This is a genomic window from Ewingella sp. AOP9-I1-14, from assembly GCF_052375995.1.
In the GTDB taxonomy this organism is placed as follows: Bacteria; Pseudomonadota; Gammaproteobacteria; order Enterobacterales; family Enterobacteriaceae; genus Ewingella; species Ewingella allii.
This window is the reverse complement of sequence record NZ_JBQSVA010000001.1, coordinates 510,968-532,475: the sequence shown is the minus strand read 5'-3', so window position 1 is coordinate 532,475 and position 21,508 is coordinate 510,968. Positions and strand designations below refer to the sequence as shown.

General features: G+C 57.3%; 15 protein-coding genes. 8 read left to right on the top strand and 7 right to left on the bottom strand.

The features are described 5' to 3' along the window. Nucleotides 1–236: 236 nt before the first annotated feature. Both ACT3RT_RS02610 and ACT3RT_RS02605 read left to right on the top strand, forming a co-directional pair. A complete protein-coding gene (locus tag ACT3RT_RS02610) occupies nt 237–1,670 on the top strand; it encodes a glutamine synthetase family protein (RefSeq protein WP_353502692.1) in 1,434 nt (477 codons plus the stop codon). Between the two features lie 484 nt (nt 1,671–2,154). Continuing rightward, nucleotides 2,155–3,534, top strand: coding sequence for an APC family permease (locus tag ACT3RT_RS02605; RefSeq protein WP_353502691.1), 1,380 nt, complete (start codon nt 2,155–2,157; stop codon nt 3,532–3,534). Between the two features lie 689 nt (nt 3,535–4,223). Here the strand turns inward: ACT3RT_RS02605 and sbcB are convergent. Continuing rightward, nucleotides 4,224–5,651, bottom strand: coding sequence for an exodeoxyribonuclease I (gene sbcB / locus ACT3RT_RS02600; RefSeq protein WP_496202452.1), 1,428 nt, complete (start codon nt 5,649–5,651; stop codon nt 4,224–4,226). A 228-nt stretch (nt 5,652–5,879) separates the two neighbouring features. Here sbcB and ACT3RT_RS02595 point away from each other — a divergent pair, with 228 nt between their 5' ends. Together ACT3RT_RS02595 and tmaR are read left to right on the top strand one after the other, a co-directional pair. Then, nucleotides 5,880–6,977 carry an FUSC family protein gene (locus tag ACT3RT_RS02595; RefSeq protein ID WP_034791571.1) on the top strand — a complete coding sequence of 366 codons (1,098 nt, stop codon included), beginning with the start codon at nt 5,880–5,882 and terminating at the stop codon, nt 6,975–6,977. A gap of 144 nt (nt 6,978–7,121) precedes the next feature. Beyond that, nucleotides 7,122–7,454: a PTS system regulator TmaR gene (gene tmaR, locus ACT3RT_RS02590; protein ID WP_034791570.1), complete on the top strand. Its 333-nt coding sequence runs from the start codon at nt 7,122–7,124 to the stop codon at nt 7,452–7,454. Between the two features lie 73 nt (nt 7,455–7,527). Here tmaR and ACT3RT_RS02585 read toward each other — a convergent pair whose 3' ends face one another. Together ACT3RT_RS02585 and ACT3RT_RS02580 are read right to left on the bottom strand one after the other, a co-directional pair. Beyond that, a complete protein-coding gene (locus ACT3RT_RS02585) occupies nt 7,528–8,793 on the bottom strand; it encodes an MFS transporter (protein WP_485901300.1) in 1,266 nt (421 codons plus the stop codon). 199 nt (nt 8,794–8,992) lie between these two features. Beyond that, the gene (locus ACT3RT_RS02580; RefSeq protein WP_353503996.1) at nt 8,993–9,778 is read right to left on the bottom strand and encodes an AraC family transcriptional regulator; all 786 of its coding nucleotides are present in this window, start codon (nt 9,776–9,778) and stop codon (nt 8,993–8,995) included. Between the two features lie 221 nt (nt 9,779–9,999). Here ACT3RT_RS02580 and ACT3RT_RS02575 point away from each other — a divergent pair, with 221 nt between their 5' ends. The 4 genes from ACT3RT_RS02575 to ACT3RT_RS02560 are packed head-to-tail and all read left to right on the top strand — an operon-like array spanning nt 10,000 to nt 15,695. After that, a complete protein-coding gene (locus tag ACT3RT_RS02575) occupies nt 10,000–12,078 on the top strand; it encodes a TonB-dependent siderophore receptor (RefSeq protein ID WP_496202451.1) in 2,079 nt (692 codons plus the stop codon). A gap of 2 nt (nt 12,079–12,080) precedes the next feature. After that, nucleotides 12,081–12,965: an ABC transporter substrate-binding protein gene (locus tag ACT3RT_RS02570; RefSeq protein WP_353502617.1), complete on the top strand. Its 885-nt coding sequence runs from the start codon at nt 12,081–12,083 to the stop codon at nt 12,963–12,965. Beyond that, nucleotides 12,962–14,989, top strand: coding sequence for a Fe(3+)-hydroxamate ABC transporter permease FhuB (fhuB, locus tag ACT3RT_RS02565; protein ID WP_485901297.1), 2,028 nt, complete (start codon nt 12,962–12,964; stop codon nt 14,987–14,989). Before ACT3RT_RS02570 ends, fhuB begins: the two co-directional genes overlap by 4 nt. Before the next feature lie 25 nt (nt 14,990–15,014). Continuing rightward, on the top strand, nt 15,015–15,695 hold the full coding sequence (locus ACT3RT_RS02560; RefSeq protein WP_353502615.1) for an energy transducer TonB: 681 nt from the start codon (nt 15,015–15,017) through the stop codon (nt 15,693–15,695). 11 nt (nt 15,696–15,706) lie between these two features. On the opposite strand, the gene fbpC is transcribed toward ACT3RT_RS02560, so the two are convergent. From fbpC to uhpC, 4 genes are all read right to left on the bottom strand, one after another. Continuing rightward, a complete protein-coding gene (gene fbpC / locus ACT3RT_RS02555) occupies nt 15,707–16,786 on the bottom strand; it encodes a ferric ABC transporter ATP-binding protein (protein ID WP_496199931.1) in 1,080 nt (359 codons plus the stop codon). Between the two features lie 17 nt (nt 16,787–16,803). After that, complete coding sequence (locus ACT3RT_RS02550; RefSeq protein WP_353502613.1) at nt 16,804–18,882, bottom strand: ABC transporter permease; 2,079 nt, start codon at nt 18,880–18,882, stop codon at nt 16,804–16,806. Between the two features lie 205 nt (nt 18,883–19,087). Then, nucleotides 19,088–20,143 (bottom strand): ABC transporter substrate-binding protein, encoded by a 1,056-nt coding sequence (locus ACT3RT_RS02545; RefSeq protein ID WP_396130290.1) that lies wholly within the window; start codon nt 20,141–20,143, stop codon nt 19,088–19,090. Nucleotides 20,144–20,185: 42 nt separating this feature from the next. Beyond that, the gene (uhpC, locus tag ACT3RT_RS02540) at nt 20,186–21,496 is read right to left on the bottom strand and encodes an MFS transporter family glucose-6-phosphate receptor UhpC (protein ID WP_034791557.1); all 1,311 of its coding nucleotides are present in this window, start codon (nt 21,494–21,496) and stop codon (nt 20,186–20,188) included. Nucleotides 21,497–21,508 lie beyond the last annotated feature (12 nt).

Below are 21,508 nucleotides of genomic sequence, written 5' to 3'. Positions count from 1 at the left end.
GTTGCTTTTTCAAACCTATATGTAAAGGAATTGTTGCTGTTGCAAAACAATTCTGATGGGTCTAGGGTTAATATTGAGACAAATATGTCTTCGAGGAATGAGGTGTGCCCCTTATATGATCTGAGAGTGCCGTTGCATTAAGAAGTTCGCAGTGATGTAGTAAAGGCGGGGCATCATGGTGGTGTCGTGGTCGCCTCAATATCCGCCTCAAACTTGAGGCAAACGGTGGAAATTTTATGCAAACCTTAATTCTTGAATCGAATAGTTCCGAAGTTGAAGACTTCGCAGCACACGGCGAAGAGAAGCGAAGCAGCGCGTTCCAGGATGAAGTTAACCAATACCTGGAACGTCACCCACTTACTCTGCATGTCGATGTTCTTCTTACCGATTTAAATGGTACCTTCCGCGGAAAACGCATTCCCGTCTCTACTCTGCTTAAAGTCGAAAAAGGCTGTTACTTCCCTGCCTCCGTGTTTGCTATGGATATTCTTGGCAACGTGGTGGAAGAGGCGGGCCTTGGCCAAGAGCTAGGCGAGCCGGATCGCATTTGTCTCCCTATCCCCGGAACATTAACCCCCTCCGCTTCGGACCCAGAGCATATTGCTCAGCTGTTGCTGACCATGCTTGACGAAGATGGCACTCCCTTTGACGTTGAACCCCGCAATGTGCTGAATCACCTATGGCAAACATTGCGCCAGCGAGGATTATTCCCGGTGGTAGCGGTAGAGTTGGAGTTCTATCTGCTCGATAAGCAGCGAGATGCGGAAGGGTTTATTCAGCCGCCTTGTAACCCGGGGACCACTGAGCGAAGTATTCATACTCAGGTCTATTCGGTAGATAATCTCGACCATTTCGCCGACGTTCTCAACGATATCGATCGCCTTGCTCTAATGCAAGGTCTGCCGGCCGATGGCGCGGTGGCGGAGTCATCTCCCGGCCAGTTCGAAATCAACTTGCACCACAGCGACAACATCCTGCGGGCCTGTGACCACGCGCTGGCGCTCAAGCGTTTAGTGCGATTGGTGGCTGAAAATCATGGGATGGAAGCCACTTTTATGGCGAAACCTTACGATGATTACGCCGGTAGCGGCATGCACATTCATATCAGCGTGCTGGATGATAATGGCAAGAACCTGTTTGCTGGCACGGAGTCGGAAGACTCGGCGCTGATGAAACGCGCGTTGGCTGGTTTGATTGAGCTGATGCCTGCGTCGATGGCGATTTTAGCGCCGAACGTCAATGCTTTCCGCCGATTCCAGCCCGGCATGTATGTGCCAACGCAGGCGTCGTGGGGGCATAACAACCGTACCGTGGCGCTGCGCGTGCCGTGTAGCGGTGCTGTTGACCACCGCGTGGAGTATCGCGTTGCCGGTGCCGATGCCAACCCGTATCTGGTAGTGGCAACTGTACTTGCCGGGATGTTACATGGATTTGACAATGAACTGCCTCTGCCGGAACCCGTCACGGGTAATGGTCTGGAGCAGGAAGGTATTCCGTTACCTATTCGTCAGAGTGATGCCTTGGCAGCCTTTGACGAGCAGGGCGCGCTGAAGAAATATCTTGGGGAGCGTTTCTCGCAGGTCTATCACGCGTGTAAATCTGATGAACTGTTACAGTTCGAGCGTCGAGTGACTGAAACAGAAATTGATTGGATGCTGCGCAATGCCTAAGGCGCTGATGAGGCTGGAACCCCTATCGTTTATTTATTGACCAGACTCAAGGCATAGAAAGAAATTGCATTTGAGGGCTTCAAAATCTTGTCATCGGCCCTCGATTTAGTGCAAAATACGCCACATGCAGAATAACCGACGCTTAAAGGCGCCGGTTATTTTTTTTGCATTGTGAGTTACACAAACTAAATTCAACAGAGGCCGGACCCAGATCCGGATAGATAACCAGGTTCGTGTGCGACCCCAAATCAATAAACGGTCGCCACTATGAGGAAATGCATGATGGGGCAATACTTTAAACCAGTACCGGTACCCGCCGGTCTCTTTGTCAGCTGCGGCCAACAACGCTCAGCCTTCACTTGCGTGCACAACGATGTGAAGCTCAATCCTCCGTTCTCTGGTTATTCAACACGAAGTTTTCCCTGTACTTTGCGCACGGAGACGTTTACACGTCCTATGCATGCAAATCAGGGAGGGCTGAGCCATGTCTGCTAATGTCTCTTCTGCCGCTCCGGCAACCAATCGCGTACAGCTGCGTAAAACCCTGACTTTGGTTCAGGTTGTGATGATGGGTTTGGCCTATCTGCAACCGATGACCATTTTCGATACCTTTGGCATTGTGTCCGGTCTGACTGACGGCCACGTGGCAACGGCGTATATCTTCGCGCTGATCGCGGTACTCTTTACTGCGGTAAGTTACGGCAAGCTGGTTCGCCGCTTCCCGTCTGCGGGTTCTGCATATACTTACGCACAGAAAGCCATCAGCCCGCACGTCGGCTTTATGGTTGGTTGGTCATCCCTGCTGGACTACCTGTTCATGCCGATGATCAACATCCTGTTGGCGAAAATTTACCTGGAAGCTATCTTCCCGGGCGTACCGTCGTGGATTTTCGTGACCGCGCTGGTGGCGATGATGACGGCCTTTAACCTGCGTGGCATCAAGGTTGTTGCTAACCTCAACAGCATCATCGTTGTGGTTCAGGTCGCCATTATGGTGGTGTTCATGGGTCTGCTTATCCGTGGTGTTTACATGGGTGAAGGCGCAGGGACGCTGGCAAGTACGAAACCTTTCTTCAGTGAGAACGCACACGTGGTGCCGATGATCACCGGGGCAACGATTCTGTGCTTCTCGTTCTTGGGCTTTGACGGCATCAGTTCCCTGTCTGAAGAGACGCCGAACGCCGGTAAAGTTATTCCGAAAGCGATTTTCCTGACTGCGCTGATTGGCGGCATCATCTTCGTCGTGGTGTCTTACTTCCTGCAACTGTACTTCCCGGATATTTCGCGTTTCCACGATCCGGACGCATCACAGCCTGAAATCATGCTGTATGTGGCAGGCAAGTTCTTCCAGTCAGTGATTCTGTGCTTTAGCTGCGTGACTGTATTGGCGTCAGGCATGGCGGCACACGCCGGTGTTTCACGTCTGTTGTACGTGATGGGCCGTGATGGCGTATTCCCGGAAAAACTGTTCGGCTACGTGCATCCAAAATGGCGTACCCCGACCTTCAACGTGATGTTGGTCGGCGTAGTGGCAATGTCCGCTGTAACCTTTGACCTGGTGACTGCAACGGCGTTGATCAACTTCGGGGCGCTGGTGGCCTTCACTTTTGTGAACTTGTCGGTTATTTCGCAGTTCTACATTCGTGAGCAGAAGAACAAGACCTTCAAAGATCACCTGCATTATCTGATTCTGCCTGTGATTGGTGCCCTGACCGTCGGCGCGCTGTGGTTGAACCTTGAAGCCAGCTCAATGACGCTGGGTCTGGTGTGGGGCGCAATTGGTTTAGGTTATTTAGCCTTTATCACCAATTTCTTCCGCCAGCAGCCACCGCAGATGAGTGGCGAAATCGCTCCAGAAGCATAAGTTTAAAAGGACCCGCAAGGGTCCTTTTTTTTGCCCTTTGGAAAGGGCAGGAAACTTTCTTTTAAGGTCAAAACTTTGCGTTGTCACGCAAACTGTTTTTTAAGGTCAAGGTCGTGTGCTGCCGCCACACCGGCCTTAAGGGGCGCCTATCGCCGCGCCCCTCAAGACTCCCCGGCTCTTTACTGCGCGCTTCGCTCGTGAGGCGGACGTGTTTCAGGGACTTCCGTTATCCACCGCCCTCCCTATCAATAAAGAATGTCGCCGCTTAGGCGGTGCCTTCGCCACGGGATTCGAGCCATAGGTCTCGAACCTCTCGCTCAGCGCCATTTTTGACTGCGGTTTTGAGGCATTTCAATCGTGCCTTTTCAGTAATTTTCAGATTTTATGTGAATGAAACGGCTCGGAGTAAGTGCCAGTAGGTCGCGTTCAGAAGTGACGCCGAGGGAGTGGTTCGAGACCAAAGGCTCGAAGCCCGAACTGAGGGGACCGCCTAAGCGGCGGCACTTCGCGACGATCACCGTGGCCGCTGAAACACGTCCATTCCAACCCTGCGCAGCCTCGATCTTTCAGCAGCAAAAAAACGCAGGATTCTAAAGGGTTTCGTTTAAAACCCTTTGGGCCAGTGTGGGCGGCGAGCCCACGGTTTTGAAGTTGAAGTTGAAGTTGAATTTGAAAGCGTAACCCTACCGTTACGCCACCAACCCCTTCCCATAATCAAACAGCGCCTTCAGCAGGGCGGTTTTCTCGGCATCATCCTCGTACAAGTTGTACAGCGACTCTAACTGCAACACGTAATCTTGCACGCGTTCGGCGTTCAGTTTTTCCTGACGATGCTCACGCCAGCGGCGCTGCTCGGCGTCGGTGAGGGTGGTGGGGAAATTGCGGGCGCGATAGCGAAATAGCAGCGTTTCGATGCGTGAATCGTTAAAAGTTAAATCTAGGGCTGGCAGATTTTCCGGTTTGGTTTCCAGAATAATGCGCATCGCGGCGCGGTCGGCGTCGCTGAAGAAACCGTCGTACAGGCGGGCATCGACGTCGTCGGAGCCTTTAAACGGCTCGGCTTCGGCGAACAAGGCCACCACTTTTTCGCGGACTTGGGTATTCTGGCGCAACAGTTGCAGATTTTGCAGGCAACGCTCGCGATCAATGCCCAAACGCTCAGCATTTTCGGGCAATAGCGTTTTAGCGGGAGCTACTACTGGGCACTTATTAATGTGCAATAGCTTGATCGGCAGCGGCGACTGGCTCGGTTCAAGGGCTTCGCGGCGGGTGTATAGCCGTTCGCGCATTGCATCGGCGTCCAGCTCGAGAAGTGGGGTCATATCTCCACCCAAATCACAGACAATCACCGCGTTTTTATTCTCAGGATGCCACGCCAGCGGCGCAATCCACGCCGTATTGCCACGGGCCGCGCCGAACATGCCGGAAACGTGAACCAACGGCGTCATGGCCGGAATATCGATTAACGCATTGATTTTATGCTTATTACGATGCTCAAGCAGGAAGGCGAACAGGCGCGGCTGGGCCTGTTTCACTAACTTAGCCATGGCAATGGTGGCGTAAACGTCAGCCATCGCGTCGTGGGCATTTTCATGCTCAATGCCGTTAGCTTTAGTCAGATGTTCAAGGCGGAAACTCGGGAAACCGTCGTCGTTTTCCGGCCAGTTAATGCCGTCCGGGCGCAGGGCGTAGCAGGCGCGCATCACGTCGAGCAGATCCCAGCGAGAATTGCCATATTGCCAGCTGTAGGCATAAGGATCGTAGAAGTTACGATAGAAGATGTTGCGGCTGACTTCATCATCAAATCGGATATTGTTATAGCCCACAATGCAGGTGCCCGGCACGCTAAAAGCTTGGTGGATCTGTGCGCTGAACTCTGCCTCGCTCAACCCTTTCTCCAGCGCCAATTGCGGCTTAATGCCGGTTATCATCACGGCCTCAGGCTCAGGCAAATAGTCATCAGACGGGCGGCAGTAAATCACGAGCGGCTCTTCAATGATGTTGAAATCCTCATCGGTACGCACACCGGCGAACTGCGCAGGGCGGTCCAGCGCGGGATTCTTACCGAAGGTTTCATAGTCATGGAAGTAGAAGGTTTTTTGCGGCTTGTCTGACATTGCGGAATTGACCCTTAATCGCGGCGAAATGTGATGTTGCTGCATAGCAAACAGCCGTTAAGGATACCACTCGACAGCCAGATGTCATGGGGAAATCTGTCAAGCTTCGGCATGTGCTGGATATTCGACTAAAGTTTGATTCAACCCCAGTAAAACCGCAGTGATCCCCCACCACAACTCGGCTAAACTACCTGCCATCGATTCTTCCGCTTTTAGAATGGGCACCGCATGCGTCTGGACAAGAAAATCTCGCCGCTGGATAACGTGATTTATAGTAATTACCGCATCACTCACGCACTGCGGATCGCGCTGGCGTTCATTCTGACGTTCCTGATTGTGCGTCTGACGGAGATCCCCGAAGGCACCTGGCCGCTGATCACCTTAGTGGTGGTGATGGGGCCGATCTCCTTCTGGGGCAATGTGTTGCAGCGCGTGGCGGAGCGCATTGCGGGCACGGTTTTTGGCTCGGCGTCCGGGCTGATTGCGCTTTGGCTCGAACTTTATTCTCTGCCTTTAATGCTGATGTGGTGCGGCGTGGTGATGTTCGTCAGTGGCTATCTGACTCTTGGCAAGCGGCCCTATATGGCGTTGCTGATCGGCGTCACGCTGGCGGTGGTCTGCGGCGCGGGGCCGGGGGACATGCACACCGCGCTGTGGCGTTCGGGGGACGTGGTGTTCGGCTCCTTGCTGGCGCTGTTCTTCGCCAGTATCTACCCGCAGCGCGCCTTTATTCACTGGCGCATGCAGATGGCAGATTACCTGACCTCGCTGAATAAGCTTTACAGCGCCTGGCTGTCGCCGAACATGCTGGAAAGGCCCCATCTGGAAGGCAAGCTGAAAAAATCCATGAACCAGATGGTGAAGATGCGCGCGCTGTTTGCGCCCGCCAGTAAAGAGTCGCATATCCCGCGCGAAGTCTTCGATGCCATCCAGACCTTAAGCCGTAACTTGTTGTGTACGCTAGAATTACTGGCCGATGCTTACTGGAGTTCCCGCGAAAGTCACTACCTGATGCTCAACGCCCGCAGCTTGCGCAGTGCGCAATTGCTGATGCTCGACTCGCTGGAAAAGCTCAGCGATATGCTGCTCAATGGCACGAAAGGTGATGAAGGCGCGCTGAATCATCAGTTGAATGAATCAGTGGAAGAGCTAAAACAGCTGATGCAGGAGATGAACGCCAGCCAGCACTTGGAAGCGCCCATCTACGGTTATGTGTGGCTGAGCATGCAGGTGGCCGAGCAATTGCAGGCGCTGGGAGACTTGATAACCATGACCATGCGCAAGGAAGAGGTGCAAATTCCCGCCAATCCGCTGGAGAAAGCGTGATGGCATTTTTGTCTGCCCATGAAAACGGGTAAGATAAAGCAATTAGACTTTCGTTCTGAACGCGCAGGCTTTTCCTGCTACGCTGTAACCTACGTTCCGGGCAGTCAGTCACTGAATCTGTGTAACTTAATCGAAGGTGTTAAAATGGACAATATCAACAAGCCGAGTTTCCATGACGTACTGGAGTTCGTACGAATTTTCCGCCGCAAGAACAAACTGCAACGCGAAATTGCTGATAACGAAAAGAAAATCCGTGATAACCAGAAACGTGTGTTGCTGCTCGACAACCTGAGCGATTACATCAAACAGGGTATGAGCATCGACGAAATTCAGGCGATTATTGCCAGCATGCGCGGCGACTATGAAGATCGCGTTGATGACTACATCATCCGTAATGCTGACCTGTCAAAAGAACGCCGCGAGATGTCTAAAAAGCTGAAAGCGATGGGCGAAATCAAAGCCAACGAAAGCAAATAAGCCGCTGTAAAAGCACCAAATAAATAAGGCCCTGTCAGCAACGACAGGGCCTTTTACTTTATATAGCGCTCAGTCAGACCGAGGCAGGCTGGGCTACCGAGCTTTCTTCTGGCTTCTCATTCTCCAGCTTTTGCCTTTTACGCAGGCTGGGGAACCATGCCATCCACAGGCCGACCACGATAATAGTGCCCACGCCGCCGAGCGCGGCGGCCGGAACGGCCCCCAGCCAGGCGGCCAACAGCCCGGATTCAAATTCGCCCAGCTGATTTGAGGTGTTGATAAATATCGAGTTTACCGCGCTGACGCGCCCGCGCATGTCGTCCGGCGTGTCGAGCTGCACCAGCGCGCCGCGGATCACCATACTCACCATGTCAAATCCGCCGAGGAAGAACAGGGCAATAATTGACAGCCACAGGGTGCTCGACAGGGCAAATATCAGGGTTGCCACACCAAATCCGGCCACTGACATAAACATGATCATGCCGACGTTGCGGGTCATCGCCCGGCGGCTCAGCCAGAAGCCGACCAGCAGCCCACCCACCGCCGGAGCGCCGCGCAGCAGGCCAAGGCCCCAAGGGCCGGTGTGCAGAATATCTTTGGCGAAGATCGGCAATAGCGCGGTCGCGCCGCCGAGCAGTACGGCGAACAGGTCGAGGGAAATCACGCCCAGCACATCTTTGCGATTGCGAATAAAGCGAATACCGGCAAACAGCGTGGCGAAGGTGGCCGGAACGCGCTTCGGCTGGGCCTGCTCGTACTGCAAGCGGCTGACCATCACAATCGACAGCAGGTACAGCGCGGCGCACACCGCGTAGGCGGTACCCGAACCGGCAATATACAAGAACCCGCCAATTGCCGGGCCAACCATAGCCGCCGCTTGTCCGGCCACCGCGTTGGCAGCCATGGCACGAGCCAGCATTGACGGCGGCACCAGCGCGGGCAGCATGGACTGCATCGACGGCGCTTCCATGGCTCGCGCGGTAGAAATGATAAAAATCAGCGCAAGGATACTGATTTCATTGATGTTCTGGGTAAAAGCCAGCCCGGCCAGCGTGGCTATCGCCAGCCATTCGACAATCTGCCCCAACAGCACAATGCGCCGACGGTCAAACTGATCCGCGACGTGACCCGCCACCAGTGCCAGCGTCACCGACGGCAAGAACTGCGCGAGGCCGATGAGTCCGAGATCCAAGGCCCGGCCGGTGATCGAATAGATCTGCCAACTGACCACGATTGATAAGATTTGGAACCCAAAGCTGGAGCCCGCACGGGCTATCCAGAAGGCAACAAATGAGCGGTGTTGCAGTAATGACGCCGAGTTAACGGGGTGTGGGGGCATAGTCAGTTCCTAAAAAGCCACTATGTTGCTGACAGCGGCAAAGGGAAAATCCTGCCGATGACCAGACAATAATTATTGGTATTAATAGCGGGGTAACTATTCGAATGAATATTTTTATCACGAATAGTTAAATATCACGAACGGTTAAAAACGCTTAATACTCATTTTTACTGAGTGACGGATAAAAGGTTCTGAAGGCTCACGCGCGCAGGTAGCGCTGCGGCGTGTCTCCCAGCGACTTCTTGAACATCGAGATAAAGGCGCTGGGGCTGTGATAGCCCAACTGGTTGGCGATAGCCATCACCGTCTGGCCCTGAGCCAGCTGGCCTACGGCTTCAGCCAGCCTTAGTTGCTGGCGCCACTGGGCGAAAGTCAGCCCGGTCTGCTCGCGGAACAGCCGGGCGAGGGTGCGCGAACTGGCTCCCACCTTGTTACCCCACAGCTCCAGCGTGTCATTGTTTTCCGGCGTCGCCAGCATCAGTTCGCAGATATTGCGCAGGCGGCGGTCGGTCGGCAGCGGCAAATTACACACAGTGCTGTTCTGCGCCTGACGCAACTCGTCGAGCAATAGCGGGGAGATAAGAGCAATGCGGGCGACATTCGGCGGCGTGGCAGACTGCCCGACCAGCAGTGCCTGCACCAGCTCGTTGAGCAGAGGGCTAACTTGCAAAGTGCGGCATTTTAACCACAATGAGCTTGCGGTATGCGGGTCGAGATAAAGGCTGAAAGTGGTGATGTCGCCAAGGGCGTGCAGCTCGTGCTGGCAGTCCGACGGCAGCCAGATAGCGCGCATCGGGCCGAGGGTCCACGAGGCTTGCGGGGTCAGGACGCGTATCACGCCTTGGGTGCAAAACAGCAGCTGCGCGGCGGAGTGAGAATGCCAGTTCTCGCGAGACTGATTGCTGTAAAAATGACTGCGGGCCACTAACTGCGGGGCCGCTGGTGGTATCTCCACCCCGTAACCTTTGCGCCAGATTTTGTCCATTTCCAACAATCGCTCATCAATTGCGTTAAATTCGCCGAATTCTGTCTGTTTCGCGCTATTTCCCGAACAAACATCGCAAGCATTCTATCCCGTCCTCTGTTCAATTAAAACTTAATGATTATCATTTGTATCCTCATTATTGAGTCATTGTTTTATTTTCGGGGACACACATGCAGGGTAAATTCGGGTTTAGGCTTAAACCGCTCAGCGCGGCGCTGTTGATGACATTGATTGCAGGACAAGTGCAGGCCGCAGCACAAAATCAGACCAGCGCTGCCGCGACCACGGTGCTGCCTTCAGTGACGGTTTCCTCGACGGCGGACAGTGACGAAAGCACCAATTTTGTCGCCAAGAAAGCCAGCGGCGCGACCAAAATTGACCGGCCACTGATTGAAACGTCGCAGAGCGTGTCAGTGGTGACGCAGGCGCAGATCGCCGCGCAGGGTGCGCAGAACGTGTCGCAGGCATTGCGCTATCTGGGTGGCGTGCAGTCGGAAGCGGGCGGGGCTGATACCCGCTTCGACACCATCATCATTCGCGGTTTCAACGCCGATGAATACCTCGACGGGCTGCGTTTGCCCACCGTGACCTACTGGTCGCGCCCGAACTACGACGCCTACCTGCTGGATAAGATTGAAGTGATCAAAGGGCCGAACTCGGTGCTTTATGGTCAAGCCAGTCCGGGCGGGGTGGTGAATCTGGTCAGCAAAAGGCCGACGGCGGACCCGCTGCATGAAATCTATGTCACCACCGGCAACAACAATCTGACCGAAGGCGGGCTGGATCTGTCCGGCTCGCTGGACAACGATCAGCACTGGCTCGGGCGTTTGACCGGCACCGCGTCGAAGACTGACACGCAGGTGGATTACACCAAGTATAAACATTACGACATCGCTCCGGCCCTGACGTGGCAGCCCGATGACAACACCAGCCTGACCTTCCTCAGCCAGTTCCGCAAAGACCCGGACGCCGGTTTCTTCAACCAATTGCCGGTCCAAGGCACGCTGGTGAATAACCCGAATGGCAAAATCTCTGACAACTTCTACGGTGGTCAGCCGGGCTTCGACAGCTATAGCCGTTCGCAGGAGAGCGTGGGTTATGAGTTCATGCACCATTTCGATGATGTCTGGACCCTGCACCAGAACCTGCGCTACATGCAGACCCGCAGCGACTACACCATGGTTTATCCGTTTGGCGTGGTTGCCAAAGCGCCGGAGGTGCATCGCTACAGCATGCACATTAATGAGAAGTTAAAAGACTTCGACGTTGATACCCATTTGCAGGCCAAGTTCGACACCGGCCCGGTGGATCACGACATGCTGTTCGGCGTGGATTACGTGCATGACGACTTGACGCAAAACAGCGGCTACGGAGATGCCTCTGACCTTAACTACCTCAACCCGGATTACAGCACGCCGGTGCAGACCCCGGCGCTGACAGACCATTCGCGGCTGTATATGTCGCAAACCGGCTTCTATACCCAAGACCAGATGAAGTGGAATCAGTGGCTGCTGAACCTCGGCGGGCGCTACGACAAGGCTGAAAGCCACAGCAACGATCTGGATAACGACACGCGTAAAGAGCAAACCGACTACGCCACCACCGGCCGCGCCGGGCTGATGTATCTGTTCGACAGCGGCATCGCGCCTTATGTCAGCTACGCCACCTCATTCCAGCCGCAGGCCGGAACCACCTTCAGCGGCGATGTTTTCCGCCCAACTAAGGGCAAGCAGTCGGAAGTGGGGATCAAATACCAGCCGAAAAGCTTCGACGCCTTATTCACCGCGGCGCTGTATGACCTGACCCAGCAAAACGTACTGACGGCGGACTTGGATCACCCGAACTTCTCGGTGCAGACTGGCGAAATTCGTTCGCGCGGCCTTGAGCTGGAAGCCAAAGCCAATATCACCTCGCGATGGCTGGTGAGCAGCTCCTATGCCTATACCGACCCGGAAGTCACGGCGTCGAATACTGGCAATCAGGGCAAGGATCCGGTGGGCATTCCGCGCCAGACGGCGGCGGTATGGACCGAATACGCGCTGCCGGGCATGCTTGATGGTGTCACCCTTGGCGGCGGCGCGCGCTATGTCGGCACCAGTTATGCCACCAGCCAAAACAGCCTGAAAGTCCCGGCGGTCACTGTGTTCGACGCCGTTGCGCGCTACCGCTGGCAGTCGTGGCAACTGGCGCTTAATGTGCAAAACCTGACCGACAAGCAGTACCTGAACTACTGTCAGGACAATGGCTGTCACTTCGGCCTGCGCCGCCAATATCTGGCGACCCTGAGCTATCAGTGGTAAGCATGAATCGTCGTCAGTTTCTGCAACTCGCACTGGCCCTGAGCGCAAGCTCGGGGCTTTCCCCTCTCTGTAGCTTGGCCGCCGGAGGACCCGCGCCGCGCTGGGTGATCCTCGACTGGGGCCTGACCGAAATGGCGCTGGCGCTCGGCGTGGTGCCGGTCGGCGTGGCCGCGCCACAGTGGTATCGCCGCCTGTATGGCGAACCCGCGCTGCCTGCCGACGTCGCTGACGTGGGCCTGCTATTCCAACCCAATTTTGAAACCCTGCGCGAACTGCGTCCGACGCTGCTGCTGGTGACGCCCGGCCATCTGATGGCGAAAGCCCAACTGGAGCAGATTGCGCCGCTGTTGGTGCTCAACACTTACAGCAGTTCTCCGCTCGAGCAGGCGCAGGCTAATTTGCGCCAAATGGCGGGCGCGCTGGGGCAACCTGAGCGAGCCGAGCAGATCATCGCCGCCGTGAATGCGCGGATGGACAAAGCGCGGCTGGCGGTTCAGCCTTTCGCCGACACGCCGCTCTATCTGGCCCATCCGCTGGAGATTTTGCATCTGTACCTGTTTGGCAAAGGCAGCCTGTTTGATGACGTGCTGACACGCCTCGGCCTGAAAAATGCCAGCCAGTTGGCGACCAGCGCGCAGGGTCTCGCCATGACCTCGGTGGACCTGCTCGCCGCCGGAGGCCGTGGCCGCGTGGTGCTGCTGCCTTCCTATCCGCAGCCTGATATCAGCGACATTACCGGCTCGGCGCTGTGGCGCAGCCTGCCGCTTTTGCAGCCGGAAAACTGCATCACCTTGCCTGACGGCTTGCCGCAAAATGGCGCACTGATCACCGCCGTGCGCTTTGCTGAATCTCTGGCGCTAGGCCTGCAACAGCGAGGTCGCGCATGAGCCAAATCCCGCTGACAAGCCCGGCGCATCCCGCCACCTCTTTACTAAAAAATTCGCCGCTGTGGCTGTGCATTTTGCTCTATCTCGCTGCATTGCTGCTCAGCGTGCAGCAGCTTTCACAGCTACTGCCGGTGGCCCAGTGGAGCCAGCTTTGGCACGCGGATAGCCTGCTGGCGGGGGCCAAGCCAATTATTGCCCATGAGATGTGGCTGCCGCGCCAGTGGATGGCGGTTCTTTGCGGCATGGCCTTGGCCTTTACCGGCGTGGTGATGCAGCAGGCGCTGCGCAACCCGCTGGCAGAACCCATGACCCTCGGCGTGGCATCCGGCGCCACGCTGGCCCTGACCATGGTCAGTCTGGCGGCTCCGGCGTGGCTGGCGTGGGGCCGCGAATGGTTCGCCATGGGCGGCTCGCTGGTAGCCATGCTACTGGTGTTTGTACTGGCGTCGCGGCAGGCGTTTTCGCCACTGGCGCTGATCCTCGCCGGGATGCTGGTGAATCTCTATTGCGGCTCAGTTTCTCTGCTTTTATCGATTATTTACGACCAGTCGCTGGCGGCGATTTTCATCTGGGGCGGCGGTTCGCTGGTGCAGGAGAACAGCCAGACGCTGTTCTGGCTGCTGCCGCGTCTGGCGATTTGCGTGGTGCCGGTGCTACTGATGTTGCGGCCGCTCGGCCTGATGGCGCTGAATGAGCAGGTCACGCGCTCCCTCGGCATGTCGCCGGTGGCGGTGCGCAGCGTGGTTATCCTCTGCGCACTGGCGATCAGCAGCTTGGTTATCAGCGCCGTCGGGGTGATTGGCTTTATCGGGCTGGCGGCTCCGCATCTGGCGGCGCTGGCAGGAGCGCACAAGCTGCGCCAACGGCTGCTTTGGTCGCCGCTGATTGGCGGAGGCTTGCTGTGGCTGACCGATCAGGGCGTCAGTCGACTGACGGGGATTAACGGCATGCTGCTGCCGACCGGCATGATGACCGCGCTGGCCGGAGGCCCGCTACTGCTGTGGTATCTGCCGCGCATCCGCAGTATTTCGCTGCAAGCTATTAAGGAGACGGTGGCGCAAAGTCAGGCACGTATTCTCAAGCCGCGCTTTGGTCTGGTGCTGTTGCTGCTGGTGGCGAGCATTGTGCTGTCGCTGGCGGTGGGGCGCACGCTGCACGGCTGGCACTGGGACGCGTGGCACGACGTGCTGGCGCTGCTGCCATTCCGTCTGCCACGGATGATTGCCGCGATGTCAGCCGGGGTGCTGCTGGCGGCGGCCGGGGTGATTATTCAGCGAGTGACCGCCAACCCGATGGCTAGCCCTGAGCTGCTGGGGATTGGCGCGGGGGCGTCGCTGGGTATTACGCTGATGCTGCTGATTATCCCAACAGCCGGGATTGCGGGCATGATGCTGAGCAGCGCGGTCGGCGCGTTTATCACACTTTTACTGACTCTGTGGACGGCGCGACAGGGGCGATTTACCCCACAGCGCGTGCTGCTCAGTGGTTTGGCGATCACCGCGATTTTCCAGTCAGTAGCGGGAGTGGTGATGACCAACAACGGCATGGCGGCCAACATGCTGCGCCAACTGATGACCGGCTCGACCTACTACGTCACCACGCCGATGGCCGTCGCCGCGCTGGCTCTGGCGCTGCTTCTATTGCTGTTTACACCGCTGGTGCGGCGCTACCTGCTGCTGTTGCCGCTGGAGTCGGTGCCGCACTCGCTGGGTTTACGCACCCAGCGCGCCCGCCTGACGGTCATGGCGCTGGCGGCGCTGATGACCGGCGTTGCGACGCTGATTGTCGGGCCGCTGTCGTTTATTGGCCTGCTCGGCCCGCACATCGCCCGTCAGCTTGGGGCGCGACGCCCGCTGGCCCAGCTGCTGCTAGCGGTGATGATTGCGGCGCTGTTGATGATTTTTGCTGACTGGCTGAGCCGCAATCTCCTCTATCCACGCCAGTTACCCGCCGGGTTAATGGCAACGCTACTCGGCGGCCCGTGGCTGGCCGTCCTGCTTTATCGGCGGCAGCATGTTAGCTGAATCCGCCTTTTCCGGAGATTCTCCCATGCCGAAACGCGGCCTGAAAATGCTGATTATTGCAGCGGTGGTCCTGCTGTTGCATCTCGGGCTGCTGCTGTTTCTGCGTATGAACCCGCCGCAAGTTGCTGAGATTAACGCGCCGCTGATGGCGGTCGAAATGGTGCAACTGGCCCCAGAGCCTCAGCATGAGCCAGAGCCTATCCCCACGCCGCCAGAGCCGGTTAAACCGGTAGAAAAAACGCCGCCGCCGGTGGTGGAGAAGGCGGCCATAAGCCTGCCGAAGGCGGAAAAGCCCAAGCCGCGCCCGGTGCATGACGAGAAGCCGAAACACCCGCCAAAACCCCAACCGCAGCACGAGGCGCAACCCGCCACTGCGCCCAAGGCTCCGGCCCTCAGCAAAGCCCCGGCGGCCAGCAAAGTAGTGACGCCGCCGCAGTTCAGTGCGGCTTACTTAAATAACCCCGCGCCGGACTACCCCCGTTTGTCGAAAAAGCTGCACGAGCAGGGTACGGTGAGATTACGGGTGGAAGTCAGCGCCAACGGGCTGGCGGCGTCGGTGGCGGTCAGCCAGTCGAGTGGCTATCCGCGCCTCGACGAGGCTGCCGTGGCGGCAGTGAAGCGTTGGAAGTTTATTGCGGCGAAGCAGGGCGACCAGCCGGTGGCCGCCCAAGTGATTGTACCGTTAGTTTTCGCGCTGGAGGGCTAACGGCGGCTTTCTTAGACTAAAACGAACATGCCGTAAGGGTGGATTTGCAGGTAGAACTGGTCCCCGGCGCTCGGCTGGAGCTGGGTGGCGTTGACCTGCAACAGCAGCGATTGGCCGTTCCACTCCACCGTCACTTCATACTGCGGCCCCATGTAGGCGACGTGCGTAATGAAGCAGCGCTGGCTGTCATCGCCCTGCAAGCCGAGCGTGATGGCCTCCGGGCGAACCCCCACGGTGCACTGTTGCAGCCCGTCGGCAAAGCCCGCCGGTTTCGGGATGTGGTAGCCGAAGATCTCCACCGTTTCGCGGTGCAGGTCAGCCGGGAAGACGTTGGCGTCGCCCATAAAACTGGCCATAAAGCGCGACGCGGGCTGGCGATACAGCTCCTGCGGCGCGCCAATCTGCATAATCTTGCCTTTGTTCATCACCAGCACGGTATCGGATACCGCAAACGCCTCGCTCTGGTCGTGGGTGACGTACAGCGAGGTGATGTTGAACTGCTGCTGTAACTCGCGGATTTTCTCGCGCATGCTGCGACGCAGGTTGGCGTCGAGGTTACTCAGTGGCTCATCGAACAGCAGAACTTTCGGTTTGAGGATCAGCGCGCGGGCCAGCGCCACGCGCTGCTGCTGGCCGCCGGAAATCTGGTCCACGTAGCGATCTTCGAAACCTTCTAAATCCACCAGAGAGAGCGCCTCGCGCACTCGCTCGCGAATTTCCGCCTTAGGTCTTCCCAGCATTTTCAGGCCATAGCCAATGTTCTCGCCCAGCGACATGTGCGGGAACAGGGCATAAGACTGGAACACCATGCAGATATCACGCTGCTGGATGGATCGGTCGGTCACGTCTTCGCCATCAATGAAAATCCGGCCCTCGGTTGGCTTCTCCAGCCCGGCGACCATACGCAGCACGGTGGTCTTGCCGCAGCCGGACGGGCCGAGCAGGGTAACCATTTTGCCTTTGGGGATCGCCAGATCCAGGCCTTCCAGCACGGTATTATTTCCAAAACGCTTGGCGACGCCCTTCAGTTCAACAAAGCTTTTGGTGGTTTCAACCGGCGCGCGGCGCTCGGCTTGTAGAATCGTTGTCATAACAGCTCACTCCAGAATTATTGGCCGGTTTTGGCTTTGGAGCGGGAAATGCGCGCTTCGCCAACCAGATAGTCAAAGATGAAAATGATCGCCAGCATCACCACGATAAGAATCGAGCCGTAGGCGATAGCCACCCCGTACTCGCCATCTTCCACCCGGTTAAGGATATAGGCCGTGGCGACGCGGGTGTCCGGCGTCACGAGGAAAACAATGGCGCTGACGGTAGTAATGGCGCGCACGAAGCTGTAAATCAGCGCCGACAGAATCGCCGGGCGCAGCAGCGGCAGCAGGATGTACATCACGGTACGCATCGAGCCAGCGCGCAGGCTGAGCGAGGCTTCGTCGAGGGATTTGTCCAACTGGCCCAGTCCGGCGATACCGGCGCGGATACCCACCGGCACGTTACGCATCACCATCGAAATGATCACGATGGCGGCGGTTCCGGTGAGGTAAACCGGCGCGCTGTTAAAGGCCAGAATGTAGGAGATACCCGCCACGGTGCCCGGCACCGCGAAGCACAGCATGGTGCTGAACTCGATGGTCTTTTTGCCGCGGAACTGCTGGCGCACCACGATGTAGGCGATGAGCAGGCCGAACAGCGCGGTAATTGGCGCGGCGATACCGGCGTAGAGCAGGGTGTCGAGCAGCGAAGGCCATGCCCCGTCGCTAAAGCCTTGACCAAACAGCTTGGTGAAGTTGGCGAAGGTCAGGGTGTAGTCCACGCCCCAGTTGACGGTGAAGCTGCCGTAGAAAATGCTGCCGTAGAGTAGGGCATTGAAGGCGACCCAGATGGCCAGCAGCAGCGTCACGCCCCACACCAGCGTCACCGGCAGCGGCTGCACGTCGCCACGGGAGGTTTTGCCAGAAATGGTGACGTAGGAGCGTTTGCCAATCCACATGTACTGCACGCAGAACACCAGCAGCGAGAACACCAGCAGAATCACCCCGAGGGTGCTGGCGGCCTGATAGTCGAGCTGCGCGCCGGTAATGTAGAAGTAGATTTGCGTGGCCAGCACGTCGAAGTTGCCGCCCAGCACCAGTGGGTTACTGAAGTCCGCCAGCGACTGCACGATAACAATCAGGAAGGCGTTAGCCAGCGCCGGTTTCAGCAGCGGCAGGAAGACGCGGTGGAAGGTCTGCCAGCGGCTGGCGCGCAGGGTGTATGAGGCTTCTTCCAGCGAGGGGTGAATGGTTTTAATCGCGCCGTCGAGGATCATAAAGGCCATCGGCGTAAATGCTAACACCTGCGCCAGCCAAATCCCGGTAAAGCCGTACAGCCAGTTAGTGTTGGTCAGCCCAAACCAGTTAGCCATAAATTCAGTGACATAGCCCGAGCGGCCCATCATCAGCGTGACGCCCAGTCCGACGATAAACGGCGGGGTGACAATCGGCAGAATCGAGAACACTCGGCCAATGATCGCCGAACGCTTGGCAATGCGCGTGGTGTAAATCGCCAGCACTAAGCCGAAGAAGGTACAGCCAATCCCTACCGCCACGGAAAGCAGGAAGGAGTTCCAAATCACCTGCAAGATGTGCGACTGGCCGAGCACGGCCATAAAGGCCAGCGGCGCAAATTCTCCGGCGTCGTTGGTGAACATTGGGATGAAAATCGCAATGCTCGGGAAGATGATAAACACGCCAATCATGGCGATGATGCAAATCAGCGAGCCGAGCACAAAACGGTCGCCGCCCAGCCACTCAAGGCGTGACAGGGCCAGCGTGCAGACCGCGCCGAGGGCGATGAAAATACCGATGCTGCCATAGCCAAGGCCGCGCCCGACTAAGGTGGCGCTGACAATCATAAACAGCGCGCAGAACACTGACCATGCGGCGTCGAACTGGTGGCGACGGCGAGCTTCCAGCCGCTGCGCGTGGCGCGGGCGGAACAGCAGAACCATCGGCAACAGCAGCCACAGCAGGCTGACGTTCAGCCCCGACCAGCCGTAAGCCGCCAGAATTTCGTCCGCGGTGGATTCCAGCAAGCCATAGTCGAGGCTCCAGGCTGGCAGCAGTGCAAAGGCCAGCAGGATAAGCCCCAGCCACGCGAAAATCGGGTCGCGGCGCTGGATATCAGGCAGGCTGAGTGTATGAGACATGTTGTCCCCTCACATTTTAGGTGTTGAAAGAAAAAACTGAGTTAGAACCACTCTGCTCGTTCTAAAAGAAGAGCAGTTTTGCTCCCTCCCCTGGTAAGGGAAGGGCTGGGTTGGGGTATAAATGGCATCTCTGGCGTTGCCTGCCTCATCCCAGCCTTCCCCCTGAAGAGAAGGCGCTTTAGGCACTCAATAAATCGCGTGGGCCTTATTGTGTCGCTTTGCCCATCTTCACTTCGTTAACCCATTTAGTGATCAACGCCTTACGCATATCGGACGCGCCGTACTTGTCCATGTCGTAGTTGATCAATTTAAGGTCACTCATTTTCAGCGAGTTTGGCGAGGTTTCAGCCGTGGTGTTGGTGAGAATTTGGTAGGACTGACCTTTCTTCCACGCCAGCTCCTGCGCGTCTTTGGACAGCGCCCAGTCAACAAACAGCTTGGCGTTGTCCAGGTTGCGCGCGCCTTTCAGGATGCTGACGCCGCCAATCTCATAGCCGGAACCTTCACACGGGGAGATCAGCTTCAGCGGCGCGCCGCTCTCTTTCTCCTGCGCGTAGTCGTGCAAGAAGCCGATACCAATCGCGGTTTCACCACGGGCGGCATTGCGGGCCGGGGCGATGCCCGACTTGGTGTATTGGGAGATGTTGCCGTTGAGCTGTTTCAGGTAGTCGAAAGCCTGATCCTCGCCCCACAGCTGGGAGAAGGTCGCCAGCGCGGTGTAGGCCGTGCCGGAGCTTTGTGGGTCGGCGATTTGGATTTCGTTTTTATAAATCGGGTTGGTCAGGTCCTTCCAGCACTTTGGCTCTGGCAGGTTTTTCTCTTTCAGGCGATTGGTGTTCACCCCTATGCCCAGAATGCCGATGTACACCGCAGAAGAGTAGTTGCCTTTGCGCTTCGCCGGGTCGCGGAAGTTCGGCATGATCTGCTCGAGGTTCGGCGACTTGTAGGCTTGCAGCAGGTCCATTTCACCGGCCTGAGATTGCGGATCCAGCGTGCCGCCGTACCAGACGTCAGCCTGCGGGTTCTTTTTCTCCGCTTCGACTTTTGCCAGCGTGCTGCCGGAGCCGTTGCGGATAAACGAGGTCTTCACGTCGTACTTCTCGCCGAAGGCTTTGGTTTCTTCTTCACACATGGCGTTGGTGGCGCTGCAATACACCACCAGGCGGCCCTTGGCTTGAGCCGCGCCGGTGAAGGCGGTGAGGGCCACGGCGGCGGCCAAAAGCGAGTATTTGTAGAGGGTAGGAGAGAGATGTTTTTTCATGGTGTTTTACCTTTTCTTCTTATGTTGTGGGACAGAACCTTGTTATATGTCCGGCGGCGCGGCGCTCAGTTCGCGCTTACTGATACCCGCCATCATCATCGGCATCAGCAGTAACCCAACGCAGGCCGAAGCCAGCGTCAGCACGGCGAAGAAGCCGGACCAACCGTAATGCTGCATCACCACCGCCAGCGGCCAACCCGCCAGTGCGGCACCGAGGTAGGCAAACAGCCCAAGAAAGCCGGTCACCGTGCCCGCAGCGTCTTTGTGTGAATACTCCGTTGCTGCCAGCCCGATCAGCATCTGCGGGCCGAAAACAAAAAATCCGATACTGAAAAAGCTCAGGGCCAACAGGCCGAAGTGGTGGACCGGCGCCAGCCACAGGGCGGTGACCGTGACGAACAGCCCGAGCGAAAACAGCAAAATCATTGGGGCGCGCTGGCCGCGAAACAGCAGGTCGGAACCCCATCCGGCGAACAACGCGCCGAGCAGTCCGCCCAGCTCGAACAGCGACAGCGTGGCGTTGGCGCTCAGCAGATTGACGCCGTGATTCTCCGCCAGCCAGATATTGCCCCAGTCATTTAGCGCGATGCGGATCAGGTAGACCAGCACGTAAGAGACGCCGAGCAGCCAGATGGTGCGGTTCTGCAAAATGGTCTGGCGCAGAATTTGCGTCATGCTCATCGGCGGACTTTGCTGCTCCTGCCGCAGCTCCAGCGGGTCGCGTCGCCACGCGCCCACCGTCGGCAAACCTTGCTGTTGCGGCGTGCCGCACAGCTGGCGGCACAGCCATAATCCAATCACTATTGCCACCACGCCAGGCACTAGCAGCGCCGCCTGCCAGCCCCACATCGAGGCCAAAAGCCCGGACAGCAGGGGCACCGCCGCGCCGCCGATATTGATCGAGGTGTTCCAGCATCCCCACCAGAAACCGCGCTCATTGCGCGAATACCAGTGGGTCAGCAATCGGGCGCACGGTGGCCAGCCCCAGCCTTGAAAGAACCCGTTTAGCGTCCAGACCACCAGCAGCGCGGTCAGCGAATGGCAGAAGGCGAACAGGATATTCAGCACCCCGGTCATCAGCAGGCCGACACCCATAAACCAGCGCGCGCCGGTCTTATCGCTATAAATCCCCGAAACAAATTTCGAGCTGCCATAAGCCAGATAAAACAGCGTGCCGAGCAGGCCGATGTCGCCTTTGGTCAGGCCAAGTTCCAGTTGCATCACCGGCATCGCGAAATTGACGCTTTTGCGCGTCAGGTAGAACGCGGCGTAGCCAATCACCATCGACAGCAGCAGGTGAACTCGCCAGTAGCGATAATTTTTGTCGACAAGTGAGGCTGACATCTGGGACATCGTTTAACTCCA